Origin of the sequence: Pseudonocardia sp. TRM90224 (genome assembly GCF_021245725.1) — a bacterium.
In the GTDB taxonomy this organism is placed as follows: domain Bacteria; phylum Actinomycetota; class Actinomycetes; order Mycobacteriales; family Pseudonocardiaceae; genus Pseudonocardia.
This window is the reverse complement of record NZ_JAJGSX010000010.1, coordinates 112,756-134,894: the sequence shown is the minus strand read 5'-3', so window position 1 is coordinate 134,894 and position 22,139 is coordinate 112,756. Positions and strand designations below refer to the sequence as shown.

The 22,139-nt window shown below is 72.2% G+C and carries 20 protein-coding genes; 8 read left to right on the top strand and 12 right to left on the bottom strand.

Going from position 1 to position 22,139, the window contains the following annotated elements:
- Positions 1–51: 51 nt before the first annotated feature.
- Positions 52–819, bottom strand: coding sequence for a hypothetical protein (locus LL648_RS18510; RefSeq protein WP_232663834.1), 768 nt, complete (start codon positions 817–819; stop codon positions 52–54).
- Positions 820–935: 116 nt separating this feature from the next.
- Here LL648_RS18510 and LL648_RS18505 point away from each other — a divergent pair, with 116 nt between their 5' ends.
- Positions 936–1,265 carry an L-rhamnose mutarotase gene (locus tag LL648_RS18505; RefSeq protein WP_232663833.1) on the top strand — a complete coding sequence of 110 codons (330 nt, stop codon included), beginning with the start codon at positions 936–938 and terminating at the stop codon, positions 1,263–1,265.
- Between the two features lie 65 nt (positions 1,266–1,330).
- On the opposite strand, the gene erm is transcribed toward LL648_RS18505, so the two are convergent.
- The 7 genes from erm to sucC all read right to left on the bottom strand — a co-directional run bounded on the left by erm (position 1,331) and on the right by sucC (position 9,502).
- Positions 1,331–2,068 (bottom strand): 23S ribosomal RNA methyltransferase Erm, encoded by a 738-nt coding sequence (gene erm, locus LL648_RS18500; RefSeq protein ID WP_232663832.1) that lies wholly within the window; start codon positions 2,066–2,068, stop codon positions 1,331–1,333.
- A 361-nt stretch (positions 2,069–2,429) separates the two neighbouring features.
- On the bottom strand, positions 2,430–3,986 hold the full coding sequence (purH, locus tag LL648_RS18495) for a bifunctional phosphoribosylaminoimidazolecarboxamide formyltransferase/IMP cyclohydrolase (protein ID WP_232663965.1): 1,557 nt from the start codon (positions 3,984–3,986) through the stop codon (positions 2,430–2,432).
- Between the two features lie 11 nt (positions 3,987–3,997).
- On the bottom strand, positions 3,998–4,645 hold the full coding sequence (gene purN, locus LL648_RS18490; protein WP_255685854.1) for a phosphoribosylglycinamide formyltransferase: 648 nt from the start codon (positions 4,643–4,645) through the stop codon (positions 3,998–4,000).
- A gap of 80 nt (positions 4,646–4,725) precedes the next feature.
- On the bottom strand, positions 4,726–6,165 hold the full coding sequence (locus tag LL648_RS18485; RefSeq protein WP_232663831.1) for a cell division protein PerM: 1,440 nt from the start codon (positions 6,163–6,165) through the stop codon (positions 4,726–4,728).
- Positions 6,166–6,235: 70 nt separating this feature from the next.
- Positions 6,236–7,294, bottom strand: coding sequence for a DUF5336 domain-containing protein (locus LL648_RS18480; protein ID WP_232663830.1), 1,059 nt, complete (start codon positions 7,292–7,294; stop codon positions 6,236–6,238).
- A 146-nt stretch (positions 7,295–7,440) separates the two neighbouring features.
- Entirely contained in the window at positions 7,441–8,328 is an 888-nt protein-coding gene (gene sucD / locus LL648_RS18475; protein WP_232663829.1) for a succinate--CoA ligase subunit alpha, read from the bottom strand.
- A 1-nt stretch (position 8,329) separates the two neighbouring features.
- Positions 8,330–9,502: an ADP-forming succinate--CoA ligase subunit beta gene (gene sucC, locus LL648_RS18470; protein ID WP_232663828.1), complete on the bottom strand. Its 1,173-nt coding sequence runs from the start codon at positions 9,500–9,502 to the stop codon at positions 8,330–8,332.
- Positions 9,503–9,681: 179 nt separating this feature from the next.
- On the opposite strand from sucC, the gene LL648_RS18465 reads away from it, so the two are divergent.
- Together LL648_RS18465 and LL648_RS18460 are read left to right on the top strand one after the other, a co-directional pair.
- Complete coding sequence (locus tag LL648_RS18465) at positions 9,682–10,638, top strand: alpha/beta fold hydrolase (protein WP_232663827.1); 957 nt, start codon at positions 9,682–9,684, stop codon at positions 10,636–10,638.
- Positions 10,639–10,865: 227 nt separating this feature from the next.
- The gene (locus LL648_RS18460) at positions 10,866–11,705 is read left to right on the top strand and encodes a M23 family metallopeptidase (RefSeq protein WP_232663826.1); all 840 of its coding nucleotides are present in this window, start codon (positions 10,866–10,868) and stop codon (positions 11,703–11,705) included.
- Between the two features lie 194 nt (positions 11,706–11,899).
- Here LL648_RS18460 and pcrA read toward each other — a convergent pair whose 3' ends face one another.
- Positions 11,900–14,236 (bottom strand): DNA helicase PcrA, encoded by a 2,337-nt coding sequence (gene pcrA / locus LL648_RS18455; protein ID WP_232663825.1) that lies wholly within the window; start codon positions 14,234–14,236, stop codon positions 11,900–11,902.
- Between the two features lie 213 nt (positions 14,237–14,449).
- On the opposite strand from pcrA, the gene LL648_RS18450 reads away from it, so the two are divergent.
- The 3 genes from LL648_RS18450 (at position 14,450) to LL648_RS18440 (ending at position 16,715) form a co-directional block, all read left to right on the top strand.
- Positions 14,450–14,749: a chorismate mutase gene (locus tag LL648_RS18450; RefSeq protein WP_232663963.1), complete on the top strand. Its 300-nt coding sequence runs from the start codon at positions 14,450–14,452 to the stop codon at positions 14,747–14,749.
- 45 nt (positions 14,750–14,794) lie between these two features.
- Positions 14,795–15,109, top strand: a complete 315-nt coding sequence (locus LL648_RS18445) for a hypothetical protein (protein WP_232663824.1) — start codon at positions 14,795–14,797, stop codon at positions 15,107–15,109.
- 382 nt (positions 15,110–15,491) lie between these two features.
- Complete coding sequence (locus tag LL648_RS18440) at positions 15,492–16,715, top strand: hypothetical protein (RefSeq protein WP_232663823.1); 1,224 nt, start codon at positions 15,492–15,494, stop codon at positions 16,713–16,715.
- Between the two features lie 63 nt (positions 16,716–16,778).
- On the opposite strand, the gene LL648_RS18435 is transcribed toward LL648_RS18440, so the two are convergent.
- Positions 16,779–17,465: a response regulator gene (locus tag LL648_RS18435; RefSeq protein ID WP_232663822.1), complete on the bottom strand. Its 687-nt coding sequence runs from the start codon at positions 17,463–17,465 to the stop codon at positions 16,779–16,781.
- Positions 17,466–17,478: 13 nt separating this feature from the next.
- Positions 17,479–18,777, bottom strand: coding sequence for an ATP-binding protein (locus tag LL648_RS18430; RefSeq protein WP_374112068.1), 1,299 nt, complete (start codon positions 18,775–18,777; stop codon positions 17,479–17,481).
- A gap of 108 nt (positions 18,778–18,885) precedes the next feature.
- Between LL648_RS18430 and LL648_RS18425 the strand changes: the two genes are divergently transcribed.
- Both LL648_RS18425 and LL648_RS18420 read left to right on the top strand, forming a co-directional pair.
- Positions 18,886–20,133, top strand: a complete 1,248-nt coding sequence (locus LL648_RS18425; protein ID WP_232663821.1) for a PspC domain-containing protein — start codon at positions 18,886–18,888, stop codon at positions 20,131–20,133.
- A complete protein-coding gene (locus LL648_RS18420; RefSeq protein ID WP_232663820.1) occupies positions 20,126–20,359 on the top strand; it encodes a hypothetical protein in 234 nt (77 codons plus the stop codon). Before LL648_RS18425 ends, LL648_RS18420 begins: the two co-directional genes overlap by 8 nt.
- Positions 20,360–20,464: 105 nt before the next feature.
- Here the strand turns inward: LL648_RS18420 and guaA are convergent, their stop codons facing one another.
- Positions 20,465–22,018, bottom strand: a complete 1,554-nt coding sequence (guaA, locus tag LL648_RS18415) for a glutamine-hydrolyzing GMP synthase (RefSeq protein WP_232663819.1) — start codon at positions 22,016–22,018, stop codon at positions 20,465–20,467.
- Positions 22,019–22,139 lie beyond the last annotated feature (121 nt).

The following is a 22,139-nucleotide window of genomic DNA, read 5'->3' as shown; positions in this document are numbered from 1 at the left end:
CCTCGCCGGCGCTCGGTCGGCGCTGTGCCGATGATTCGCTCGCAAGCTCACTCATCCGGCCACCCGGACCCGGGCGCGCCGCTCCACCACCCGCCGCTCGGCGCCGACACCCCCGCCGGGCGCGGGGAGCAGCAGCCGCGCGCTGCGCCCACCCGGCGCCACCCCGCGGCCGTGCAGGTGCACCTGCATGCTCCTGGCGCGCAGCCGGCCCGCGCCCGTGCAGCCGACCCCCTCCCAACGCGGCTCGGCGCACCGCAGCTCGACGTCGGCGCCCGGCCACGACCCGAGCGAGAGCAGCACCGTGCCGCGCTGCCGGGCCCGCGCGGCGAGCCGTTGCCGGTCGGCGGCGCGGATCACCACCCCGGAGCGGGCCGCGTCGGCCACAACCACGTCGAGGCCGTCGACCAGCGCGGTGGTGACCGCCAGCAGGTCGGCGCCCGGCTCGGGCACCAGCGCCAGCCGCTCCAGCCGGACCCCCGCCTCCGCCGCAGCCACCAGCCCCAGCTCGGGCCGGCCGACAACCCCGACCCAGTGGCCCGCGGCCGACGCCTCGGCGACCAGCGCAACCGCCAGCGAACCTGCTCCCGGGCCGCCCGCCACCGCAACGGTCGTTCCCCTGCGCAGACCGCCTGCCGGTAGCAGCCCCGCGAGCGGAGCCGCTACCGGCAGGACCTTGCCTTCCGCCTCCGGGACCGTCGCGGTGGCGCGGCCGCCCCAGCCCGCCGGCGACGCCGCGCGGTCCTCCCAACCGCGCAGCACCCCCCTTGCCCGCTCCAGCCTGCTGGCGGAAGGCTCGCTCCGAACGGCAGGATCAGCCATGACATCTTCCTCCGACTCACGCCGGGGGAAGACGGCGTTCGAACGCTTGTTCGAGCTTAGCCCGTGGCCGGGCTCCGTTCAACCCTCGGCGGGCGACCCTGCACCATGGGGTGGTGATGGGACCTCGACGTGTCGGCTCGGTGATCCGCCTGCGCCCCGAGCACGAAGCCACCTACCGCCGGCTGCACGCGGACGTGTGGCCCGACGTGTTGGCGCAGATCGCGCGCAGCAACATCCGCAACTACACGATCTTCCTGCGCGACGGGATCCTGTTCAGCTACTACGAGTACGTCGGCACCGACCTCGACGCCGACCTGGCCGCGATGGCCACCGACCCGCGCACCCGCGAGTGGTGGGCGCTGACCGACCCGTGCCAGCAGCCCGTGGAAACCGCGGCCGAGGGCGAATGGTGGGCCCCGACGGAAGAGGTCTTCCACACGGACTGAGCGTCGAAAACGACGTTCTGGCGGCTTGTTAGCGCTAACAACAGCCAGAACGTCGTTGTCGACGTTCAACTCGCAGCGCGGTGCAGCGACGCCCACTGGTCCGGCGTCAGCCGGCCGGGCCGGGTGTCCACGTCGACGCCTTCCCGCGTCGCCCAGCGCCGGACACCGGGCAGGCCGCGCAGGGCCGGCAGCAGCCGGTCGCCGCGGAACGCGGTGGTGACGAGCCGCTGGTAGGCCGCACGTTCGGCGTGCGGCACCAGCTCACGCTCCCGCCGGTGCAGCACGAGCAGCCCGCCGTCGACGGCGGGGCGTGGCCGGAACGCGGCCGACGGCACCCGCCCGGCCAACGAGAACTCGTACCACGGCCACCACATCGCGGTGAGCAGCGTCGTGCCGCCGACGGCTGCACGCTTGCGCGCGACCTCCCACTGCAGCAGCAGCACTGCCGTGCGCCACGACCGCTGCCCGAGGAGGTGCCGCAGCACCGGTGTGGTGATGCCGAACGGGACGTTCGAGACCACGTGGTGCGGCTCGTCGTGCCGGAACCGCAGCATGTCGCATTGGACGACGCGGACCTTGCGGCCGAGCCTCCGGTGCAGCGCGTCGACCCGGCGCGGATCGAGCTCCACGGCGATCACCGGCTCGGGACGCGCGGCGAGCCGGGTGGTCAGCGCGCCGTCACCGGCGCCCAGCTCGACGACCGGGCCCGGCGGGATCAGCCCGGCGATCCGGGCGAGGACCTTGCGGTCGGTGAGGAAGTTCTGGCCGAGCTCGTGCCGGCCGCCGACGGATGGTCGGGACATGGGAGGACCTGCGCTTCACGTCGATCGGAGGTTGGCGATCGGACGGCGCGCACACCGGACGGCCCGACTAGCGGGCGGGGTGGTTCACAGGCGCGGCGTCCTACGGACGGCGCAACCTCATCCACGTAGCTCCCACGACGAGGACGCTAACCCACGGCACAACCGGTTTCCGGCGGAAGCGCCCAGGCCCCACCGTGTGCGTTCCGCACGCGAGGGCAGGAAAGCCACTTTCCTGCCCTGTGAGGGCCGGAAAGTGGCTTTGCTGCCCTCCCGACGCCGACCTCCACGAAGCGGCTACCGGCCCGCCGTGGCCGCAGCGTGCGGAAGGAGCCGGGGTACCGGCGGAGCCGGGGTACCGGGCTCAGTGGGCGAAGTGCCGCGTCCCCGTGAAGTACATCGCGACCCCGGCCGCCGCAGCGACCTCGACGCTCAGCTCGTCGCGGATCGACCCGCCCGGCTGAACGACGGCCCGCACGCCGGCGTCGAGGAGCAGTTCCAGCCCGTCGGGAAACGGGAAGTAGGCGTCGGACGCCGCGACGGAGCCGCGGGCCCGGTCGCCCGCCCGCGCGACCGCGAGCCGGGCCGCGTCGACCCGGTTGACCTGCCCCATGCCGACCCCGACCGCCGCGAGTCCGGACGCGAGCAGGATCGCGTTCGACTTCACCGCGCGGCAGGCCCGCCACGCGAAGGCGAGGTCGGCGAGCACGTCGTCGGGCACCGGGTCGCCGGTGGCGAGCGTCCAGGCGCTGGGGTCGTCGCCTTCGGCGTCGATCGCGTCGCGTTGCTGCAGCAGCAGCCCGCCGGAGATCGGGCGCTGCTCCACCCCGCCCCGCGAAGTGGGCGACGGCAACCGCAGCACCCGCACGTTCTTCTTCTGCGTGAGCACCTCGAGCGCCCCGTCGGCGTACGAGGGCGCGAGCACGACCTCGGTGAAGATCTCCGCGACCTGCTCCGCCATCTCCACGCTGACCTCGGCGTTCGCCGCGATCACCCCACCGAACGCGCTCGTCGGGTCGGTGGCGTGCGCCTTGCGGTGCGCCTCCGCGATGTCGGCGCCCAGCGCGATCCCGCACGGGTTGGCGTGCTTGATGATCGCGACGCACGCGCCGTCGTGGTCGTGCGCGGCCCGCCAGGCGGCGTCGGAGTCGACGTAGTTGTTGTACGACATCGCCTTGCCGTGCAGCTGCTCGGCGTCGGCGAGACCGCCCGCCCCCGAGGCGTAGAGCGCCGCCGACTGGTGCGGGTTCTCGCCGTAACGCAGCACGTCACGGCGCTGCCAGGTGCCGCCGACCCACGAGGGGTACGGGGTGGTGGGATCCGGTGCGAGCACGCTGCCCATCCACGACGCGACGGCGACGTCGTACGTCGCGGTGTGCCGGAACGCCTCCGCGGCGAGCACGCGCCGGTCGGCCAGCTCGAACCCGCCGTTCTTGACCTGCTCGATCACCCAGTCGTAGCGCGAAGGCTCGACCACGACGGCAACGCTCTCGTGGTTCTTCGCCGACGAGCGGACCATCGCCGGTCCACCGATGTCGATCTGCTCGACGCACTCGGCGGGCGTGGCGCCGGAGGCGACCGTCTCGGTGAACGGGTAGAGGTTCGAGACCAGCAGCTCGAACGGCGCGATGCCCATCTCGGCGAGCTGGGCGAGGTGCTCCGGCCGGGTGGTGTCGGCGAGCAGGCCGGCGTGCACCCGCGGGTGCAGCGTCTTCACCCGCCCGTCGAGGCACTCGGGGAACCCGGTCAGCTCCTCGACGCGGGTCACCGGCACGCCGGAGTCGGCGATGCGCTGCGCCGTCGAGCCGGTCGACACGATCTCGACGCCGAGCCCGTGCAGGCCCGTGGCCAGGGCTTCCAGGCCCGCCTTGTCGTAGACGCTGATCAGGGCCCGCTTGACCGGCCTGCGCTCGCTGCTCATGGGCTCGCTGCTCACGGGATGGTCACCTTTCGTCCGTTCACGGTGGCCCCATGCTCGGCCAGCGCTGCGACGATGCCCACGAGCAACCGCCGCTCCTCGATCTTGATGCGTTCGTGCAGCTCACCGGCGGTGTCCTCGGGCAGCACCGGCACCGCGCCCTGCGCGAGCACGGGGCCGGTGTCCACACCGTCGTCGACGAGGTGCACGGTGGCCCCGGTGAGCTTCACGCCGTAGTCGAGCGCATCGGCAGCGCCGCGGATGCCGGGGAACGACGGCAGCAACGCCGGATGCGTGTTGATCATCGGGCAGCCGATGCCGGCCCGGAAGCCGGGCCCCAGGATCTTCATGAAGCCCGCGCTCACCACCAGGTCGGGCCGATGCTCGGCGACCGCCTTCGCCAGCGCGCCGTCCCACGCCGCGCGGTCGGCGTGGTCGGCGACCTTCAGCGCGAACGTCGGGATACCCACCCGTTCGGCGCGCGCGAGGCCCTCGATGCCCGTCCGGTCGGCGCCGACGGCCACGACCTGCGCCGGGTATCCGGGCGCCCCGGCGGCGTCGATCAAGGCCTGCAGCAGGGTGCCCGATCCGGAGACGAGCACCACCACCCGCGCCGGGGCGGCGATCTCCACTCGGTACGGCTGGGCGGGCGGCACGGTCAAACGAGCTCCTCGACGGCTGGCGGGGGAAGCACAAGGGTAGGCCGCGGCGCAGGTCACACCCCTCGACGGGGTGTCGACGGTCAGGGGGTGCGGTCGGCTTCCTCGGGGTTCTCGTCCCCGGCGCCGTCTTCGGTGTCGTCTTCAGGGCTCTCGTCCGGCTCCACTTCGACGAAGTCGTCCGCCGTCGCTTCGTCGATCTCGTGCGAGGCCGCCTCGCGGGCGCGCAACGCGACCAGCTCCGCAACGGTCCGCGGGGTCTCCTGACCCTCGTCCCGCTCCGATCCCCGATCGGGCTCGACGGGCGTCGGCTCGCCTTCCCATGCAGGCTCTTCCGGCTCCACACGCCGCTGGACCGCGGCCACCAGCAGCGTCGGCACCCCGACGAGCAGCAGCACCGAGGGGACCACGAACTCCGCCGGCACCCGGACCGGGTCGAACGCCCCCGCCGCGAGCCGGCCACCGGCGAGCACCGACAGCAGCGCCATGAACAGCGTCGTGGCCACGATCGCCGCGAACGCGGCCGGCAGCCGCTGCGACACCGGCAACCTGCGCCGGCAGGTCAGCCCGGCGAGCACACCCGTCCCGATCGGCAGCAGGAGCACGGCCAGCGCCCACGCCGGCGGAGTGATCGTCGGGACGGCCGCCAGCACCGGGAACGAGGACGGTGCGCCGGGGAACGCCGCGAACGGCGACGCGGTCGCCGTGCCGACCGCAACTCCCGGCCCGAGCGCCCAACCGGCGCCGCCGATCGCCGCGTTGGGCAGGTACGCGACCGCGAGCAGCGTCACGCCGACGCCCGCCCCGAACGTCGGTGCCAGCACGCTGTACGCGTGCGCGACGGCCTGGGCCTGCGTCGCCAGCGCCACCGCGACCATCGCCGCACCGATCGTGAGGAGCCCGACGACGGCAACAGCGGCCGCCCGGACGCCGACGGCCAGCCAGCCCGGGACCCGCGCCACGACGTCGGCGGGCAGCGAGCAGCCACGCAGCACCCCGCACCCGGCCGCGCACCCGGCCACCAGCCCACCGCCGACCATCGCCGCCCAAGGCGCGGCAGCAACCTCGGCCGCTCTCGGCAGCAGCGCGCTGCCCAGCACGGCCACCGCGGCATGCGCGCCGGCGACGGACGCCACGACCGGGCCGGCATCCGTCCGGAAGCGCCCGCCGAGCCTGCGCACCGTCCACCGCGCGCCCACCATCACCACGGCGAACAGCGCCACCGTCGGGAGCAGCGGCAACAGTCCCAACGGCTGGCCCTGCAGGACCAGCGGGATGTGGTGCGCCGCGAGCCACAACGGGATCGCGGCGGCGAAGGCGCCGTCGAGCGACGTCCCGCCGCCGCCGGTCAGCACGACGAGCGCAGCGGCCGGGACGAGCAGCGCGTAGCTCACCAGCACCGTGCCCATCGCACCCGCGAGCAGGATGCGGAGCCGGTCGAAGCCCACCACCTGCTGGTGGGTGTCCGCGGTCTGTTCGGGCTCCGCGGGGATGTCTGCGGTGCCGTCGAGTGTGCGCGTCACAGCGTCAAGGGTCGCAGCGTGGCGGCCGTGGACCGGTCAGGCACGCCGCGACGACCTCGGCATCTCTCAGCTATCCGCGCTCACCGGGACCGAAGTAGCGGGTCTTCGCAGTGTCGTCGTCCGCGTCGCCCGGCTCCGGCTCGCGGTGCGGGCGCTGGCCGACGGGCGGGGTCGCCGGCGACTCCGGGGTGGCCGCGAACGCTGTGGTCGAGTCGCCCTCGGCCGCCTGCTTCGAGACGTCCACCGCGGGGCTCGGGCTCGCCGGGGTCTCGACGTTGCCGGTGCCGCTGTACCAGGGGCTCGCCTGTTGGGCGGGCGGCTGCTGGACGCTCGGCTGCTGGGCCGTCTCGGGCGACGGGACCGGCTGCGCCTGCGTCGGCTGCATCTGGACGGGCTGCTGGGCCGGCTGCTGCGAGGAGGGCTGAGCCGGCTGGGCCTGCGGCATCCACGACGGCTGCTGCGGGGCGGCCTGGCCGTACGCCTGCTGCTGGCCGTAACCCTGCTGGCCATAACCCTGCTGGCCGGAGCCCTGCTGCTGCCCGTACTGGCCGTAGTTCTGCTGTCCGGCGGGCTGCTGACCGGCAGGGGGCTGCGGCTGGTAGCCGCCCGTCCCCGAGACGCCGTAGCCCTGCGGCGGGTAGCCCACCTGCTGCTGGCCGTATCCCTGCTGGTAGCCGCCGTAGCCGGGCTGCTGGCCGTAGCCGGCCGGCTGGGCGGGCCGCGGGGCCGGCGGGGTGACGATGCCGGCGTCGATCAGCAGCGCGCCGATCGCGACACCCGCCTCGATCAGCGCCAGCACCAGCGTGATGATCTCGGTGGCCGAGTTCGCGCCGGCCACGACCGACTGCAGCTGGATGAGCAGGCCGGTGGTGATCAGCACCGCGGCCGGCACCAGCACCTTGCCGACCTTGGGCAGCACCGCGGAGCCCGCGAGCAGACCGCCCGCGAGGAGCAGCGTCGTCGTGGTCGCCGATCCGCCGTCGCCGAAGAAGCCGAGCAGGTAGATCACGATCGCGATGCCGGCGGCGAGCAGTGCAAGCAGCCGGGCCGGGCCCGGTGCGAGCTGCGCGTCGGGCGGCGCGACCGGCTTCTTCTCTTCGGCTGCCGGCTCCTGCGGTTGCTGCGTCATGACGAGAACTCCCTCCGTGCGGACTCCCGCAGTCCGTCGTACGGGGCGGTCGGAACGCTAGTGCATTACGCCTGCCCGTCCCCATTGGTACAGGAAAGCCACGCCCCTGGTCGGACGTGGCTCTCCTGCAACCAACTCGTTGTCGATCAGAGCGCTGCGATGATCTCCCGCATCAGCGCCGCTGTCTCGCTGGGGGTCTTGCCGACCTTGACCCCCGCGGCCTCCAGGGCCTCCTTCTTCGCCTGCGCCGTGCCGGCGGAGCCGGAGACGATCGCGCCGGCGTGGCCCATCGTCTTGCCCTCCGGCGCGGTGAAGCCCGCGACGTAGCCGACGACCGGCTTGGTCACGTTGGCCTTGATGAAGTCGGCCGCCCGCTCCTCGGCGTCGCCGCCGATCTCGCCGATCATGACGATGGCCGCGGTCTCCGGGTCGGCCTCGAACGCCTCGAGCGCGTCGATGTGCGTGGTGCCGATGACCGGGTCGCCGCCGATGCCGATCGCGGTGGAGAAGCCGATCTCGCGCAGCTCGTACATCATCTGGTAGGTCAGGGTGCCCGACTTCGAGACGAGCCCGATCTTGCCGGCGCCCGCGATGTCGGCCGGGATGATGCCGGCGTTGGACTTGCCGGGCGAGATGATGCCGGGGCAGTTCGGGCCGATGATCCTGGTCTTGTTGCCCTTCGCGCAGGCGTGCGCCCAGAAGAAGGCCGAGTCGTGCACCGGGATGCCCTCGGTGATCACGACGACGAGCGGGATCTCCGCGTCGATCGCCTCGATCACGGCGTCCTTGGCGAACTTCGGCGGGACGAACACGACGCTGACGTCGGCGCCGGTCTCCTTGATGGCCTCCTCGACCGTGCCGAAGACCTTCAGGTCCTTCTCGTTGATCGTGACGGTCGTGCCGGCCTTGCGCGCGTTCACACCGCCGACGATGTTCGTGCCGGCCGCCAGCATCTTGGTGCTGTGCTTGGTGCCCTCACCGCCCGTGATGCCCTGGACGATGACCTTGCTCTGCTCGTTGAGGAAGATCGACATTTCAGGCCCCTGCCGCTGCCAGCTCGGCGGCCTTGTCGGCCGCGTTGTCCATCGTGTCCACCTGGGTGACCAGCGGGTGGTTCGCCTCGTCGAGGATGCGTCGCCCCTCGATCACGTTGTTGCCGTCGAGCCGGACGACCAACGGCTTGGTCGCGGTGTCGCCGAGGATCTTCAGCGCCTCGACGATGCCGGTGGCCACCGCGTCGCACGCCGTGATGCCGCCGAACACGTTGACGAAGACGGCCTTCACGTCGTCGTCGCCCAGGATGACGTCCAGGCCGTCGGCCATGACCTGCGCCGACGCGCCGCCGCCGATGTCGAGGAAGTTGGCGGGCTTCACGCCGCCGTGCTTCTCACCGGCGTACGCGACGACGTCGAGCGTGCTCATCACGAGGCCCGCGCCGTTGCCGATGATGCCGACCTGCCCGTCGTCGAGCTTGACGTAGTTCAGGCCCTTCGCCTTGGCCTTCGCCTCGAGCGGGTTCTCGGTGCGCTCGTCGATCAGCGCCGCGTGGTCCGGGTGCCGGAAGTCGGCGTTCTCGTCGAGCGTGACCTTGCCGTCGAGCGCAACGATCTTGTCCTGCGGGTCGCGGACCAGCGGGTTCACCTCGACCAGCGTCGCGTCCTCGGCGACGAAGGTCTCCCACAGCTTGACGATGACCTCGGCGGCCTGGTCGGCGACGGCGGCCGGGATCTTCGCCTGGGCGACGATCTCGTCGGCCTTCGCGCGGTCGACACCGGCGATCGCGTCGACGGGGACCCTCGCGAGCGCCTCCGGCCGCTCGACGGCCAGCTGCTCGATCTCCATGCCGCCCTCGGCGGAGGCCATGGCGAGGAACGTGCGGTTCGAGCGGTCGAGCAGGAAGGAGAAGTAGTACTCCTCCGCGATGTCGCTGGCCTCGGTCACCAGCACGCGGTGCACGATGTGGCCCTTGATGTCCAGCCCGAGGATGTCCTGCGCCTTCGCGCGCGCCTCATCGGCGTCGTTCGCGAGCTTGACGCCGCCCGCCTTGCCCCGCCCACCGGTCTTGACCTGTGCCTTCACCACGACGGCCGTGCCGAGCTCCGCTGCGGCCGCCGCCGCGTCCTCGGGGGTCTCGACAGTCTTTCCCGGAAGCACCGGGACTCCGTGCGCGGCGAAGAGGTCCTTCGCCTGGTACTCGTAGAGGTCCACTCGGTTCTCCCTGCCCCACTTCGCTGTGCCGACGGGCCGGTTGCCGACCCGCACGATCCGCTGCCGCAGCGACAGTAGCGACGCCCGTGAAACCCCGTCTGACCTGCCCCGGTGACGGCTGTCACGACAGCGTCGTCGCAGACCCGGCGCGACCGCGGTTTCTCGCTTACCGTTTCTCCATGTCGCTGGTCCGCGATGCCGCCGAGCGTGTCGCCGGCATGCTCGGGACGGCGAGCGCCACGGCGGCGCAGGTGCTCGACGCGGGCGCGTACGCAGCGCGGACGTTCGGCACCCCGGCCGGGATGCGCGGGCTCGCGCTGGAGTGGGCGTGGCTCGCCGCGCACGTCGCGGTGTACCCGGCGGGGCTGCTGCACGAGCAGCTCGCCGAATCGGGCGGCTACCGCACCGACCCGTTGCCGCCGGTGCGGCGCAGCCTGGTGGTGACCGACATCGCAGCCGCGGGGACGCCGATCCTGCTCGTGCACGGGATCATGGACAACCGCTCGGTGTTCACCGTCTTCCGGCGCGCGCTGCACCGGCGCGGGTTCGGCGTGGTGCACGCGGTGAACTACAGCCTGTTCACCGGCGACGTCCGGGCCGCCGCGCGGCAGCTGCGCGGGCACGTCGAGCGGCTGCGTGAGCAGACCGGCGCCGACAAGGTGCACATCGTGGGGCACTCGCTCGGCGGCATGATCGCGCGCTACTACGTGCAGCGCATGGGCGGCGCCGCCGTCGTCGACACGCTGGTCACGCTCGGCACGCCGCACGAAGGCACGCTCGCGGCGTACCTCATGCCCACCCCGCTCGCCCAGCAGCTGCGGCCGGGCTCCGACCTCGTCGAGCTGCTGCGCAGGCCGGCGCCGGGCTGCTCCACCCGGTTCCTCGTGGTGTGGAGCCGGATGGACCAGCTCGTGCTGCCGCAGGGCAACGCCCGGTTGAGCCATCCGGACCTCGACGTCGAGCACCTCGAGCTGCGTGACGTCGGTCACCTTGCGCTACCGATCGATCCCCGGACGGTCCATTGGATCGCCACGTCGCTGGCCCGTTCGGCGCGCAAGGCTCACCCACACACCGCAGGTCATCGCCCGATGGATGCACCCGCACGTACGTACGGTGAGCACGCCCCACCGGCCTAGTCACCCAACGTATGCGATTTGCGACACGCCGAAGTCGGATTTGCCGCTGCACGGCGAGCACCGTTACCTTCCCGAGGTTCGAGTCACGGACCGATCACGGCAACACGCCCGACCCCGATCGGACGTGGGGTTCCCCGCCCTGCTGCCGGCCCGTGACACCGGCACCACTGGCTCCACGTCGAGAAGGGCAGGTCTTGGCGCGCCACCGCTCCCCAAGCGGCGCCCGGATGGACGACCCCGACCGCACGACGCCGATCCGCGTCGTCGCGAAACCAGCAGGGGCGACGCCATCAGGGGTGCATCGCCTTCCGCCGCCCCCGGCCGGAACGTTCCGCGGCCGGGCGACAGTTGCGGCCGTTGCCGCCGGAGCCGTCGTCGCAGGTGGCCAGACCCTCGCGTCCGCCTTCATCGACCCCTCTGAGACGGCGAGCGCGATGCTGCCCGTCGCGTCGGTCTCGGAGGACGTCGAGCCGGACGCGGCGGCGTTGGCTGTCGACGCCATCGGCGGCGACCAGCTGCTGCCCAACACGCTCGCGATCCGCAACCTCGACGCGGAGTCGCAGCTGGACGTGCAGGCACTGGCCAAGGCGACCGACATCGGCCAGGAGCTGGCCCGCACCGCCTCACTGATCGACGCCGCGCTCGCCGAAGGCGCGTCGGAGGCGCACCTGTTCGGCGACAACGTGTTCGTCCGGCCCGTGCTCGGCCGCCTGACCTCGATGTTCGGCGCCCGCTGGGGCACCGCACACCGCGGCATCGACATCGCGAACTCCATCGGCACCCCGATCTACGCCCTCACCGACGGCGTGGTCGAGGAGGCCGGTCCGGCCACCGGGTTCGGGCTGTGGGTGGTGCTGCGCCACACCGACGGCACCCAGAGCGTCTACGGCCACGTCAACCGCATGTTCGTGAAGGTCGGCCAGAAGGTGAAGGCCGGCGAGCAGATCGCCGAGGTCGGCAACCGCGGCTACTCCACCGGCCCGCACCTGCACCTGGAGATCTGGAGCGAGGACGGGCAGAAGATCAACCCGATCCCTTGGCTCAAGCGGCACGGCATCGCGTTCTGACCGCTCTGCCAGATCCGCCGGATCCGCGGCCACGAGCTCACCCCGGCTCCGTGCCGGTCAACCGCCGAGCTCGATCGGCGACTCCCCACAGCGTGCACGGCCAGCGATCAAGGCGGCAGCAGCGGCAATGGCCGAGGTGATCCGCCGTGTGGACCGCCAGCAGGTGGGCTTCCAGCGGCCACGACCGACTTTGCTCAGAGCTTCTGGAGCGGCACGCCACCGATGAGCATCAGCCGGACCGTGCCGGCGCTGCCGAAGTCGATGGTGACGGTGGCGCGCACGCCGGCGCCGTCGGAGGCGATGACGGTGCCGAGGCCGTACTTGTCGTGGCTGACGCGGTCGCCGACGTCGAGCGAGAGCGACGGCTGCATGCTCGCCTTCGGCACGTTCCAGTTGCCGCGGTCGGTAGCGCCTGGGCGCTTGCCGAAGCCGAAGCGGCCGACCGGAGCCGAGCGTTCCGGCTCGGCCCGGCGCCACTCGACGAGCTCCTTGGGCACCTCGGCGAGGAACCGCGAGGCCGGGTTGGCGTTGGGCTGCCCGAACGACGAACGGATCATCGCCCGCGACAGGTAGAGCCGCTGCCGGGCGCGGGTGATCCCGACGTACGCCAGCCGACGCTCCTCGGCCAGCTCGGCGGGGTCGCCCATCGCGCGCATGTGCGGGAAGACGCCGTCCTCCCACCCGGTGAGGAACACGACGGGGAATTCCAGCCCCTTCGCCGTGTGCAGGGTCATCAGCGTGACCATGCCGGAGTCGTTGTCGGGGATCGAGTCGGCATCGGCGACCAGCGCCACCCGTTCGAGGAACGCCGCCAGCGAGCCGGGAGCCGGCGCGCCCACCTCGACGTCGGAATCGTCGAGATCGGCGACGGCGGCGTCGCCGGCGAACTCGCGCGCGACGGTGACGAGCTCGGCGAGGTTCTCCAGGCGGGAGCCGTCCTGCGGGTCGTCGCTCGCCTCCAGCTCCGCGGTGTAGCCGGTGCGCGCGTAGATCGCCTCGAGGATCTCCGGGGTCGGCTCGTCGCGCTCGACCAGCTCGGCGAGCTCGTCGAGCAGCTGGACGAACCCCGCGATGCACCGCTGCGACCGCGTGACCAGCCCGGGCAGTCGCTCCGGCTGCTCGGCCGCGATCCGCAGCGCCGCGTTGAACGAGATGCGCTCACGATCGGCGAAGGTCGCGACGAGCTCCTCCGCACGGTCGCCGATGCCGCGCTTGGGCACGTTGAGGATGCGCCGGAGGCTGACTGTGTCCTCCGGGTTGGACAGCACGCGCAGGTACGCGAGCGCGTCGCGCACCTCGCGCCGCTCGTAGAACCGCACCCCGCCGACGACCTTGTAGGGCAGGCCGACCCGCATGAACACGTCCTCGAACACACGCGACTGCGAGTTGGTGCGGTAGAACACCGCGACGTCGGAGTTGCGGAAATCGCCGGAATCCACGAGCCGGTCGATCTCGCTCGCGACGAACGCGGCCTCGTCGTGCTCGTTGTCGGCGACGTACCCGACCGCCTTCTCGCCGTCGCCCTGCTCCGACCACAGCCGCTTGTCGCGACGGTCGGGGTTGCGCGCGATCACGGCGTTGGCGGCGGAGAGGATCGTCTGCGTGGACCGGTAGTTCTGCTCGAGCAGGATCGTGTGCGCGTTCGGGAAGTCCTGCTCGAACTCGATGATGTTGCGGATGTTCGCGCCGCGGAACGCGTAGATCGACTGGTCGGAGTCGCCCACCACGCACAGCTCGGCCGGCTCGGCATCGGGCACGGCGGGCGCCACCAGCTCGCGGACCAGCGCGTACTGCGCGTGGTTGGTGTCCTGGTACTCGTCGACCAGCACGTGGCGGAAGCGGCGGCGGTAGTACTCGGCGACGGCCGGCAGCCGCTGCAGCAGCGACACCGTCTCCATGATCAGGTCGTCGAAGTCGAAGGCGTTGGCCGTGCGCAGCCGCGACTGGTAGACCGCGTAGACGTCGGCGACCTTGCGCTCGTACTCGTTGGTGGCGCGCTCGGCGGCGTCGGCCGCGGTGAGCAGCTCGTTCTTGAGGTTCGACACCTGCGCCGCGATACCGCGGGCCGCGAACTTCTTCGGGTCGAGCTCGAGGTCGCGCGCGACGAGGCCGATCAGCCTGCGGGTGTCGTCGGCGTCGTACACCGAGAACGCCGAGCGCACCCCGAAGTGCTTCGCCTCGCGCCGCAGGATCCGCACGCACATCGAGTGGAACGTCGAGACCCACATGGCGTTGGCCCGCCGGCCGACGAGCGCGTCGACCCGCTCCTTCATCTCGGCCGCGGCCTTGTTGGTGAAGGTGATCGACATGATCTGGCCGGGGTGCACGTCGCGCTCGGCGAGCAGCCACGCGATCCGGTGGGTCAGCACCCTGGTCTTGCCGGAGCCGGCGCCCGCGACGATCAGCAGCGGGGAGCCGGCGTGCACCACCGCCTCCCGTTGCCGTGGGTTGAGCCCCTCCAGCAGCGCCGCGCCCCGGTCGGTGCGTGGTGTGACGGGTGTGTGCGTAGGCAGTTCGAACAGCGCGCTCATCGTGTTCGAAAGGGTACCGCCGCTCCCCGACAACGCCGCGCTGTGGCACACTTGCCGCGTGCCACTGATCACCAGCCGATTTTTTTACGGGTACCGGACACCGGTTCCCGTCTACGGCTGACGACCAGCCCGATTCGACGCCCCGGAGTCCTCAGGACCCGGGGCGTTCTCGCGTCACGGGGCCGGAGCGGGGCACAGGAGGAGACCGTGACCGTGACCACAGGCGAGACAACAGGCGAGAGCGCGCCGGCGACCGACGTCCCGTCCGACGCCGAGATCCCGCAGCTGCGCGAGGAGATCGACCACCTCGACAGCGAGATCCTGCGGCTCATCCAGCGCCGCACCGAGGTGTCGCGACGCATCGGGAGGGCGCGGATGGCCGCCGGCGGGCCGCGCATCGTCTACAGCCGCGAGATGGCCGTGCTCACCCGCTTCCGCGATCTCGGCGAAGAGGGGCGTGAGCTGGGGATGATCCTGCTCCGCCTCGGGCGGGGCCGGCTGGGCACACGCTGAGGGAGTACGCCCCACCACCCCCTCCCGGCGTGGCACTCTGGAGTCATGGATGTGTTCGGGATCGTCGCGGGCGTGGTGGCGCTCGTCGGCCTGCTCGTCGCGTTGGGGCACGTCGGTTATCTGACGATGCTGAACAACGCCGCACACCGGAGAGGCATCTCCGGCGCAGCGACCACCGACTACGTCAAGGGCAGGTGGGCGGTCGCCGGCGGCACCGCTGCGGTCGCGGCCGTCGGGATGCTGCTCACGGCCGGCAGCGGCTTCCCCGACGTGCTCGGGCTGGTGCTCGGCGGTGGCGCTGGCGTCGCGGCGAAGATGGCGCTCGACTCCACGCGCTCGCACTTCCGCAGCGAACCCTGAGCGGGCGCCGAGCGGAAGTCGCGGCCCCGCGCTGCGCTCCGCGGCAATTGATCATAAGCTGCCCCGCACCACGGTCCGGATTCATTTCGGAGCGTGCTCGGCCGGGACACGGGATAAAGCCATACTTGCTACTTCTCGACGGGTCCGAGTGGCGCGTTCACCCTGGTGAGAGCGTGTTCACCGACCCGATGCAACCCCACCCGAACGAGGTGAACGGTCGGTCACGATCGATGAGCGGCAATACTCCAACCGAGTGAAGCACGCTCAGCGGACGAATGACACTTGGTGTGTCTGTTGCGCATCCGGTAGACATTTGCTCGTCCGTTCACTCCTAGGGAGGACCCACACCGTGGCTCAGATGGTGTCTCGAGGTGGACCACGCGTGGCACCAGCAGGTGTGCTCACCGTTGCCGACCTGCTGAACCGCAACCCACGGGTTCCCGCGCAGGCCACGCACGACCACGACGAGGAGCCCGCCACCGTGCCCGCTCCGGTGGTCACCGTGAGCAGCCTCCTCGAGCGTGAGGGCCTCACCCCGCCGAAGGGCCAGGCGGCCCAGAGCACGCCGGTCAGGAGCGCACCCTCGAAGGGCAGCGCAAAGAAGGCGGCGCCCGCCGCGGCAGCGCCCGAGCAGGACGCGCCGACCCAGCTCACCGCGAAGGTGAGCGAGCCGAAGGACCGCAAGCCGGCGAAGAGCCCGCTGGCCAGCACGCTGACCAACCGCGTGAACCTGCGCCGCGGCGCGGTCGCGGCCGGCACGCTGCTCGCCGCCGGCTCGGTCTTCGGCGTCTCCATGATCGCCAGCCCGACGACCACCAGCAACAACGAAGCGCTGGGCGGCACCGACGGCAACTACCCCGGCCAGGGCATCCTCGACGACGGGCCGACCAACAACGTGCTCCCGCCCGAGGCACCGACCAACGCGCTCGACCCCGGCACCGCGCCGCCCACCCGCTGGACGCCCGTCGCATTCCCCAGCATCCAGGCCGGCGTCCCGCAGGGCCCGGTTGCCGACAGCGGCAGTCGCGACGACGGCGGCTCGACCACCCCGCCCAGCAACAACGCCGGCGACAACGGCAGCACGGGTGGCGGCGGTAGCCAGTCGGCAGCTGCGGCGGGTGGCGCGAACAACAGCGACGGCGGAAGCGGCGGCGGCACCGAGGAGAACGGCGGTGTGGTCGAGACCCTCGGCAACACCGTCACCAACGTCACCGACGGCCTGGGCAGCACCCTCAACGCGCTCGTCGGCAACGACGACGGCGGCTCCGGCAACGAGAACGCCAACGGTGGGGACAACGCTCCCGACGTGCAGGCGGCGGCACCGGCCGCGAAGAAGAGCTCGAACGGTGGCCTGCTCTCGCCGGTCACCAACCTGCTGTTCGACGACGGTTCGACGTCCGCTCCCCAGACGTCGAACGACAGCGACGACAGCGATTCCCGCAGTGAGAGCAGCGACTCCGACGGGGGCGACTCCGACAACGGCGGCTCCGACGAGTCGAACGACTCCGGCGGGTCGGACAACGGCGGCGACTCCGGCGGTGGCGGTGGTGGCGGCGGCGGCCTGCTCAGCGGTGTCGGCAAGACCCTCGGCGGTCTGCTCGGCTGAGCCGAACACGAACGAACAGCCCCGGCGCGGTGATCGCGCCGGGGCTGTCGTCGTTCACCGGCCCTAGACGAGCCTCCGGTCGGACGCCCACCGGGAGAGCTCGTAGCGGTTCGAGAGCTGCGTCTTGCGCAGAACGCTCGAGACGTGCGTCTCGACGGTCTTGACCGAGATGAACAGCTCCCCCGCGATCTCCTTGTAGGCGTAACCGCGGGCCAGCAGCCGCAGCACGTCGCGCTCGCGGCGGGTCAGCAGGTCGAGCTCGGGGTCGCCGGGCGGCGCGGCGCCGGGCCGGTCGGAGAAGACGTCGAGAACGAATCCCGCGAGGCGCGGCGAGAACACGGCGTCGCCCGACCGCACCCGGCGCACGGCATCGGCCAGCTCCCGCCCGGAGATCGTCTTGGTGACGTAACCACGCGCGCCGGCCCGGATGACCGCGATGACGTCCTCGGCCGCGTCAGAGACGCTCAGGGCCAGGAAGACCACATCAGGCAGCTCCGGTCGGAGCTGCCTGAGCACCTCGGCACCGCCGCCGTCGGGCATGTGCACGTCGAGCAGCACGACATCCGGACGGAGGTGCCGCACCGCGGCAACAGCCTCGTCGACCGAGCCCGCCTCACCGACCACCGTCACGTCGGGGATGCCCCGCTCCAGCTCGGCGCGCACGCCGGACCGGAAGAGCGCGTGGTCGTCGACCAGGAAGACCTTGATCGGGCTGTCCGACCCGGCTTCCGTCGATTCGGGTTCTGTCATCGTTCCGCCTCTGTCATGACGTTGCTTCCTGCGGATTCTGCCGGTCGGCCACGGCTACCGGCATCCGCAGGTGTACCTCGGTGCCCTCACCGGGTGAGCTGCGCAGGCGCACCGAGCCGCCGTGGCGCGCCATCCGCCCGTGGATCGAGTCGGCCAACCCGTGGCGGTCGCCAGGCACGGTGTCGGGGTCGAAGCCGACGCCGCGGTCGCGCACGAACACGTGCACCTCGGCCGGCTCGACCTCGACGTACACGCTGACCTCGCCGACCTTGGCGTGCTTCGCCGCGTTGACCATCGCCTCGCGGGCGGCCAGCACGAGCGCGCGCAGGCCGTCGTCGAGGGGCCGGTCACCGACGAGCACGGGACGGACGTCGATGGCGTAGGTGTCCTCGACCTCCGCGGCCGCCTTTGACAGCGCCTCGGCGAGCCCTTCGTCGAGGCCGGGATCGCCGGAGCCGCTGCGTCCGTAGCCGGTGGGGCCGTACAGCCAGTGCCGCAGCTCCCGCTCCTGCCCGCGGGCGAGCCGGACGACCTCGCGGGGCTGGTCGGCCTGGCGCTGGATGAGCGCCAGCGTCTGGAGCACGGAGTCGTGCAGGTGGGCGGCGATCTCGGCGCGTTCGGTCTCGACGATGCGCTCCCGGCGCTCCTCCCCGAGGTCACGCACCAGCTTCAGCCACCACGGGACCGTGATGACGGCGACGCCGGCCAGCGTGGCGAGCACCGCGAGCAGCGCGAACTGCACCTGGCCCAGCTGCAGGTTGCCCACGAGGAACACGGCGAGGCCGATCGCGACGAACACCGCGCCCGCGACGACCCGCCACAGCGCGGTGCGGCCGCCGGCGAGCATCCCGGAACGTGCGCCCTGCGTCCAACGCCTGCGCTGCGCCTCGTCGGCCTCCCGCCAGACGACGGCGGCGCCGACAGCGGCCACGCCGAGCGGGCCGACGATCCAGCCGACGACGGAGTTGCCCAGCGCCGCGGCGGCGAGCCCGGCGCCGATGCCGAGCGCGACCAGGCCGAGCGCCTGCTGGCGCTCCGCCCTGCCGAGCTTGCGGGCGACCTCGCTCGACTCCTGCCGCACGAAGATCCAGAGCAGGCCGTAGGCGAGCGCGCCCGCTCCGCTGATGGCGCACAGCACGACGAACGCCGCGCGCACCCAGAGGACCTGCACGCCGAGGTGGTCGGCAACGCCGCCGGCAACACCGGCGACGAACCGCCCGCTGCGCCGCCGCACCAGCGCCGGGCTGCCCGAAGGCAGCAGCGGCGCGGCGGGCACGGCCGCCGGCGTGGGGGGTGTGGTCGGTGGTGTCACGCCTCCATGGTCACACGCGATGCAACGGGGGACATCGGGGAAACCTCCGGGTGACCTGAGGGCGATCCCCGATGGTCGGCAGCCCGGACCGGGAGCAATGTTGTCGTCATGAACACGACCGACGTGCAGGGCACGCTCCGTGAGATGTGGGAGACGCGGCCTGCTCGGCCGCGTCGGGACCGTCAGGTCGCCGGTGTCGCGGCGGGCGTCGCCAGGCGCTACGACATCGACCCGGTGCTGGTCCGGGTCGGTTTCGTGGTGGCGGCGTTCCTCGGCGTCGGTGCCGGGCTGTACATCGCGGGCTGGATCCTGCTGCCCGACGAGCCGGTCGACCCGGCCGCGCCGCAGGACACGAAGTCGCCGCGGGCGCTCATGCTGGTCGCCCTCGCGATCGCGGCGATCGTGAGCATCGGCTCGCTGTTCAACGGCACCGCCGACGTCATCCTCCCGCTGCTCGCGATCGCCGGGATCCTCTACCTCCTGCACCGCAGCCGCGGTAGCCGCGGCGTCGCTGGTGGCGGCGAAGCACAGACCACGGTGATCCCGGGCGCGCCGACGGCCGCGCAGGCAGCGTCGTCGGGCCCGTCGATGGTGAAGGAGCCGCACGTCGACGAGCCGGTGCAGCCCGTGCCGCCGGCGTGGGACCCGCTCGGCGCCGCCCCCTTCGCGTGGGACCTGCCTGAGCCGAGCCCCGCGTCGCAGGCGCCCGTCCCGGTCACCCGCAAGCTGCCGGTGACCTCGGTGACGCTCGGGTTCGCGCTGCTCGCCGGTGGGGTGACGGCGGTCGTGCTGCTGCTGGCCGGTGCGTTCAACCCGGCCAACCTGCCGCTGATGCTCGGGGTGCCGCTCGCGGTGATCGGCATGGGGCTGGTCGTCGGGTCGTTCGTGCGGTCGGGGCGGGGCCTGATCCCGTTCGCGCTCATCATCGGCGCGCTGACCTGGGCGTCGCTGTCAGCGCCGCTGGAGCGCTGGCAGGAGGGCTACTCCGAGCTGGTCATCGAGCCGACGACGGTGGCGCAACTGCAGCCGGTCTACGAGCGGCCGTTCGGCGAAGTGGTGCTCGACCTGCGCAACCTCGACCTCACAGTGCCTGCCGGCGGCGACGCCGCACCGGTGCCGACGACCGTGTCGCTGGGCGCCGGTGAGATCACGGTGCGGCTGCCGGAGAACGCGGACGTGTCGGTCAAGGCGGAGGCGGGGCTGGGCAACGTCGAGTTCGGCGGGCAGAGCCAGACCGGCACCGGATCGCAGCTCGACATCAAGGAAGACCTCGGCGCCGACGGCGTCAAGTCAGGACGGATGCTGCAGCTCGTGCTCGAGACGGGTGCAGGGAACGTGGAGGTGCACCGTGGCTGAGTACGACGGAACCAAGCAGGACGCGGCGCCCGCGCGGCGCCGGATGCCCGACCCGTTGGCGCTGATCGCGGGGGTGCTGGCGCTCGCGATGGCGACGTCGGCGTTCGTCGGGCAGGCCCCGGACCTCTCCGGCTTCGACGCCCGGTGGCTGCTCGCCGCCGGCGCGGCGCTGGTGGGGCTGATGCTGCTGGTCGGAAGCCTGCGGGGACGCAAGAACCTGCAATAGATCATCCCGGTGCCGGGGGTTGGGGAGCCGACGGCAGCGGAGCGGGTCACGCTGGGGAGCGCTGACCGAGAAACGACCCCGGGCCTTGACGGCCCGGGGTCGTTCTCATTCCCACTCGATGGTGCCCGGTGGCTTGCTCGTGACGTCCAGGACCACGCGGTTGACCTCGGCGACCTCGTTGGTGATGCGGGTGGAGATCCGCTCCAGCACGTCGTAGGGCAGGCGGGTCCAATCGGCGGTCATCGCGTCCTCGCTCGACACCGGGCGCAGCACGACGGGATGGCCGTACGTGCGGCCGTCGCCCTGCACACCCACGCTGCGGACGTCGGCGAGCAGGACCACGGGGCACTGCCAGATGGTGCGGTCGAGGCCTGCGGAGGTGAGCTCCTCGCGCGCGATCGCGTCGGCGGCACGCAGCGTCTCCAGCCGGTCGGCCGTGACCTCGCCGATGATCCGGATGCCGAGGCCGGGGCCGGGGAACGGCTGGCGCGCCACGATCGTCTCGGGCAGGCCCAGTTCGGCGCCGACCCGGCGCACCTCGTCCTTGAACAGCGTGCGCAACGGCTCGACGAGCGCGAACTCGATGTCGTCCGGCAGCCCACCGACGTTGTGGTGGCTCTTGATGGTCGCGGTGCCGGAGCCGCCGCCCGATTCGACGACGTCGGGGTAGAGCGTGCCCTGCACGAGGAAGCCGACATGCTCCTCCGCCGAGACCTCGCTGGTGGCGGCCTCGAAGACCCGGATGAACTCCCGCCCGATGATCTTGCGCTTCTCCTCGGGGTCGGTGACTCCGGCCAGCGCGGCGAGGAAGCGCTCGCGGGCGTCGACGGTGTGCAGCTTGGCGCCCGTCGCGGCGACGAAATCGCGTTCGACCTGCTCGCGCTCGCCGGAGCGCAGCAGCCCGTGGTCGACGAAGACGCAGGTCAGCTGGTCGCCGATGGCGCGCTGGACGAGCGCGGCCGCAACGGCGGAGTCGACGCCGCCCGACAACCCGCAGATCGCCCGGCCGTCGCCGACCTGCGCCCTGATCGCCGTCACGGTCTCGTCGATGATCGACGAGGTGGTCCAGCCCGGCGTGATGCCCGCGACCTGGTGCAGGAACCGGCGCAGCACCTCCTGCCCGTGCGGCGAATGCCCGACCTCCGGGTGGTACTGGACGCCCGCGAGGCGGCGCTCGGTGTTCTCGAACGCCGCGACCGCGGCCCGCTCCGACCCCGCCGTGACTGTGAACCCGTCCGGGGCGGTCACGACGGAGTCGCCGTGGCTCATCCACACCGGGTGCTTCGCCGGCAGCCCGCCGTGCAGCGCGCCCGCGGTCTCGGTGACCGTGAGCTCGGTGCGCCCGAACTCCCGGGTGCCGTCGTGCGCGACGTGCCCCCCGAGCGCGAGCGCCATCGCCTGGAAGCCGTAGCAGAGCCCGAGCACCGGGATGCCCGCATCGAACAGCTCCGGATCGACCCGCGGCGCACCCTCCGCGTACACGCTCGACGGCCCGCCGGAGAGGATCACGGCGGCCGGCTTGCGGGCGACGATCTCCTCGACCGTCGTCCCGGCCGGCACGATCTCGGAGTACACCTGCGCCTCCCGCACCCTCCGTGCGATCAGCTGGGCGTACTGGGCTCCATAGTCGACAACGAGGACCGTGGGCGGATTCTGCACCTCGCAAGCCTAGACGGCGGGCGGGCGACTCCACGCGAGATGGGCGCCACTGTCGTTGCGACAGCGTTCACACCCACCTCGCACGGAAGTGGAACCGATCCGGCGCGGCTCCCGTCCAACC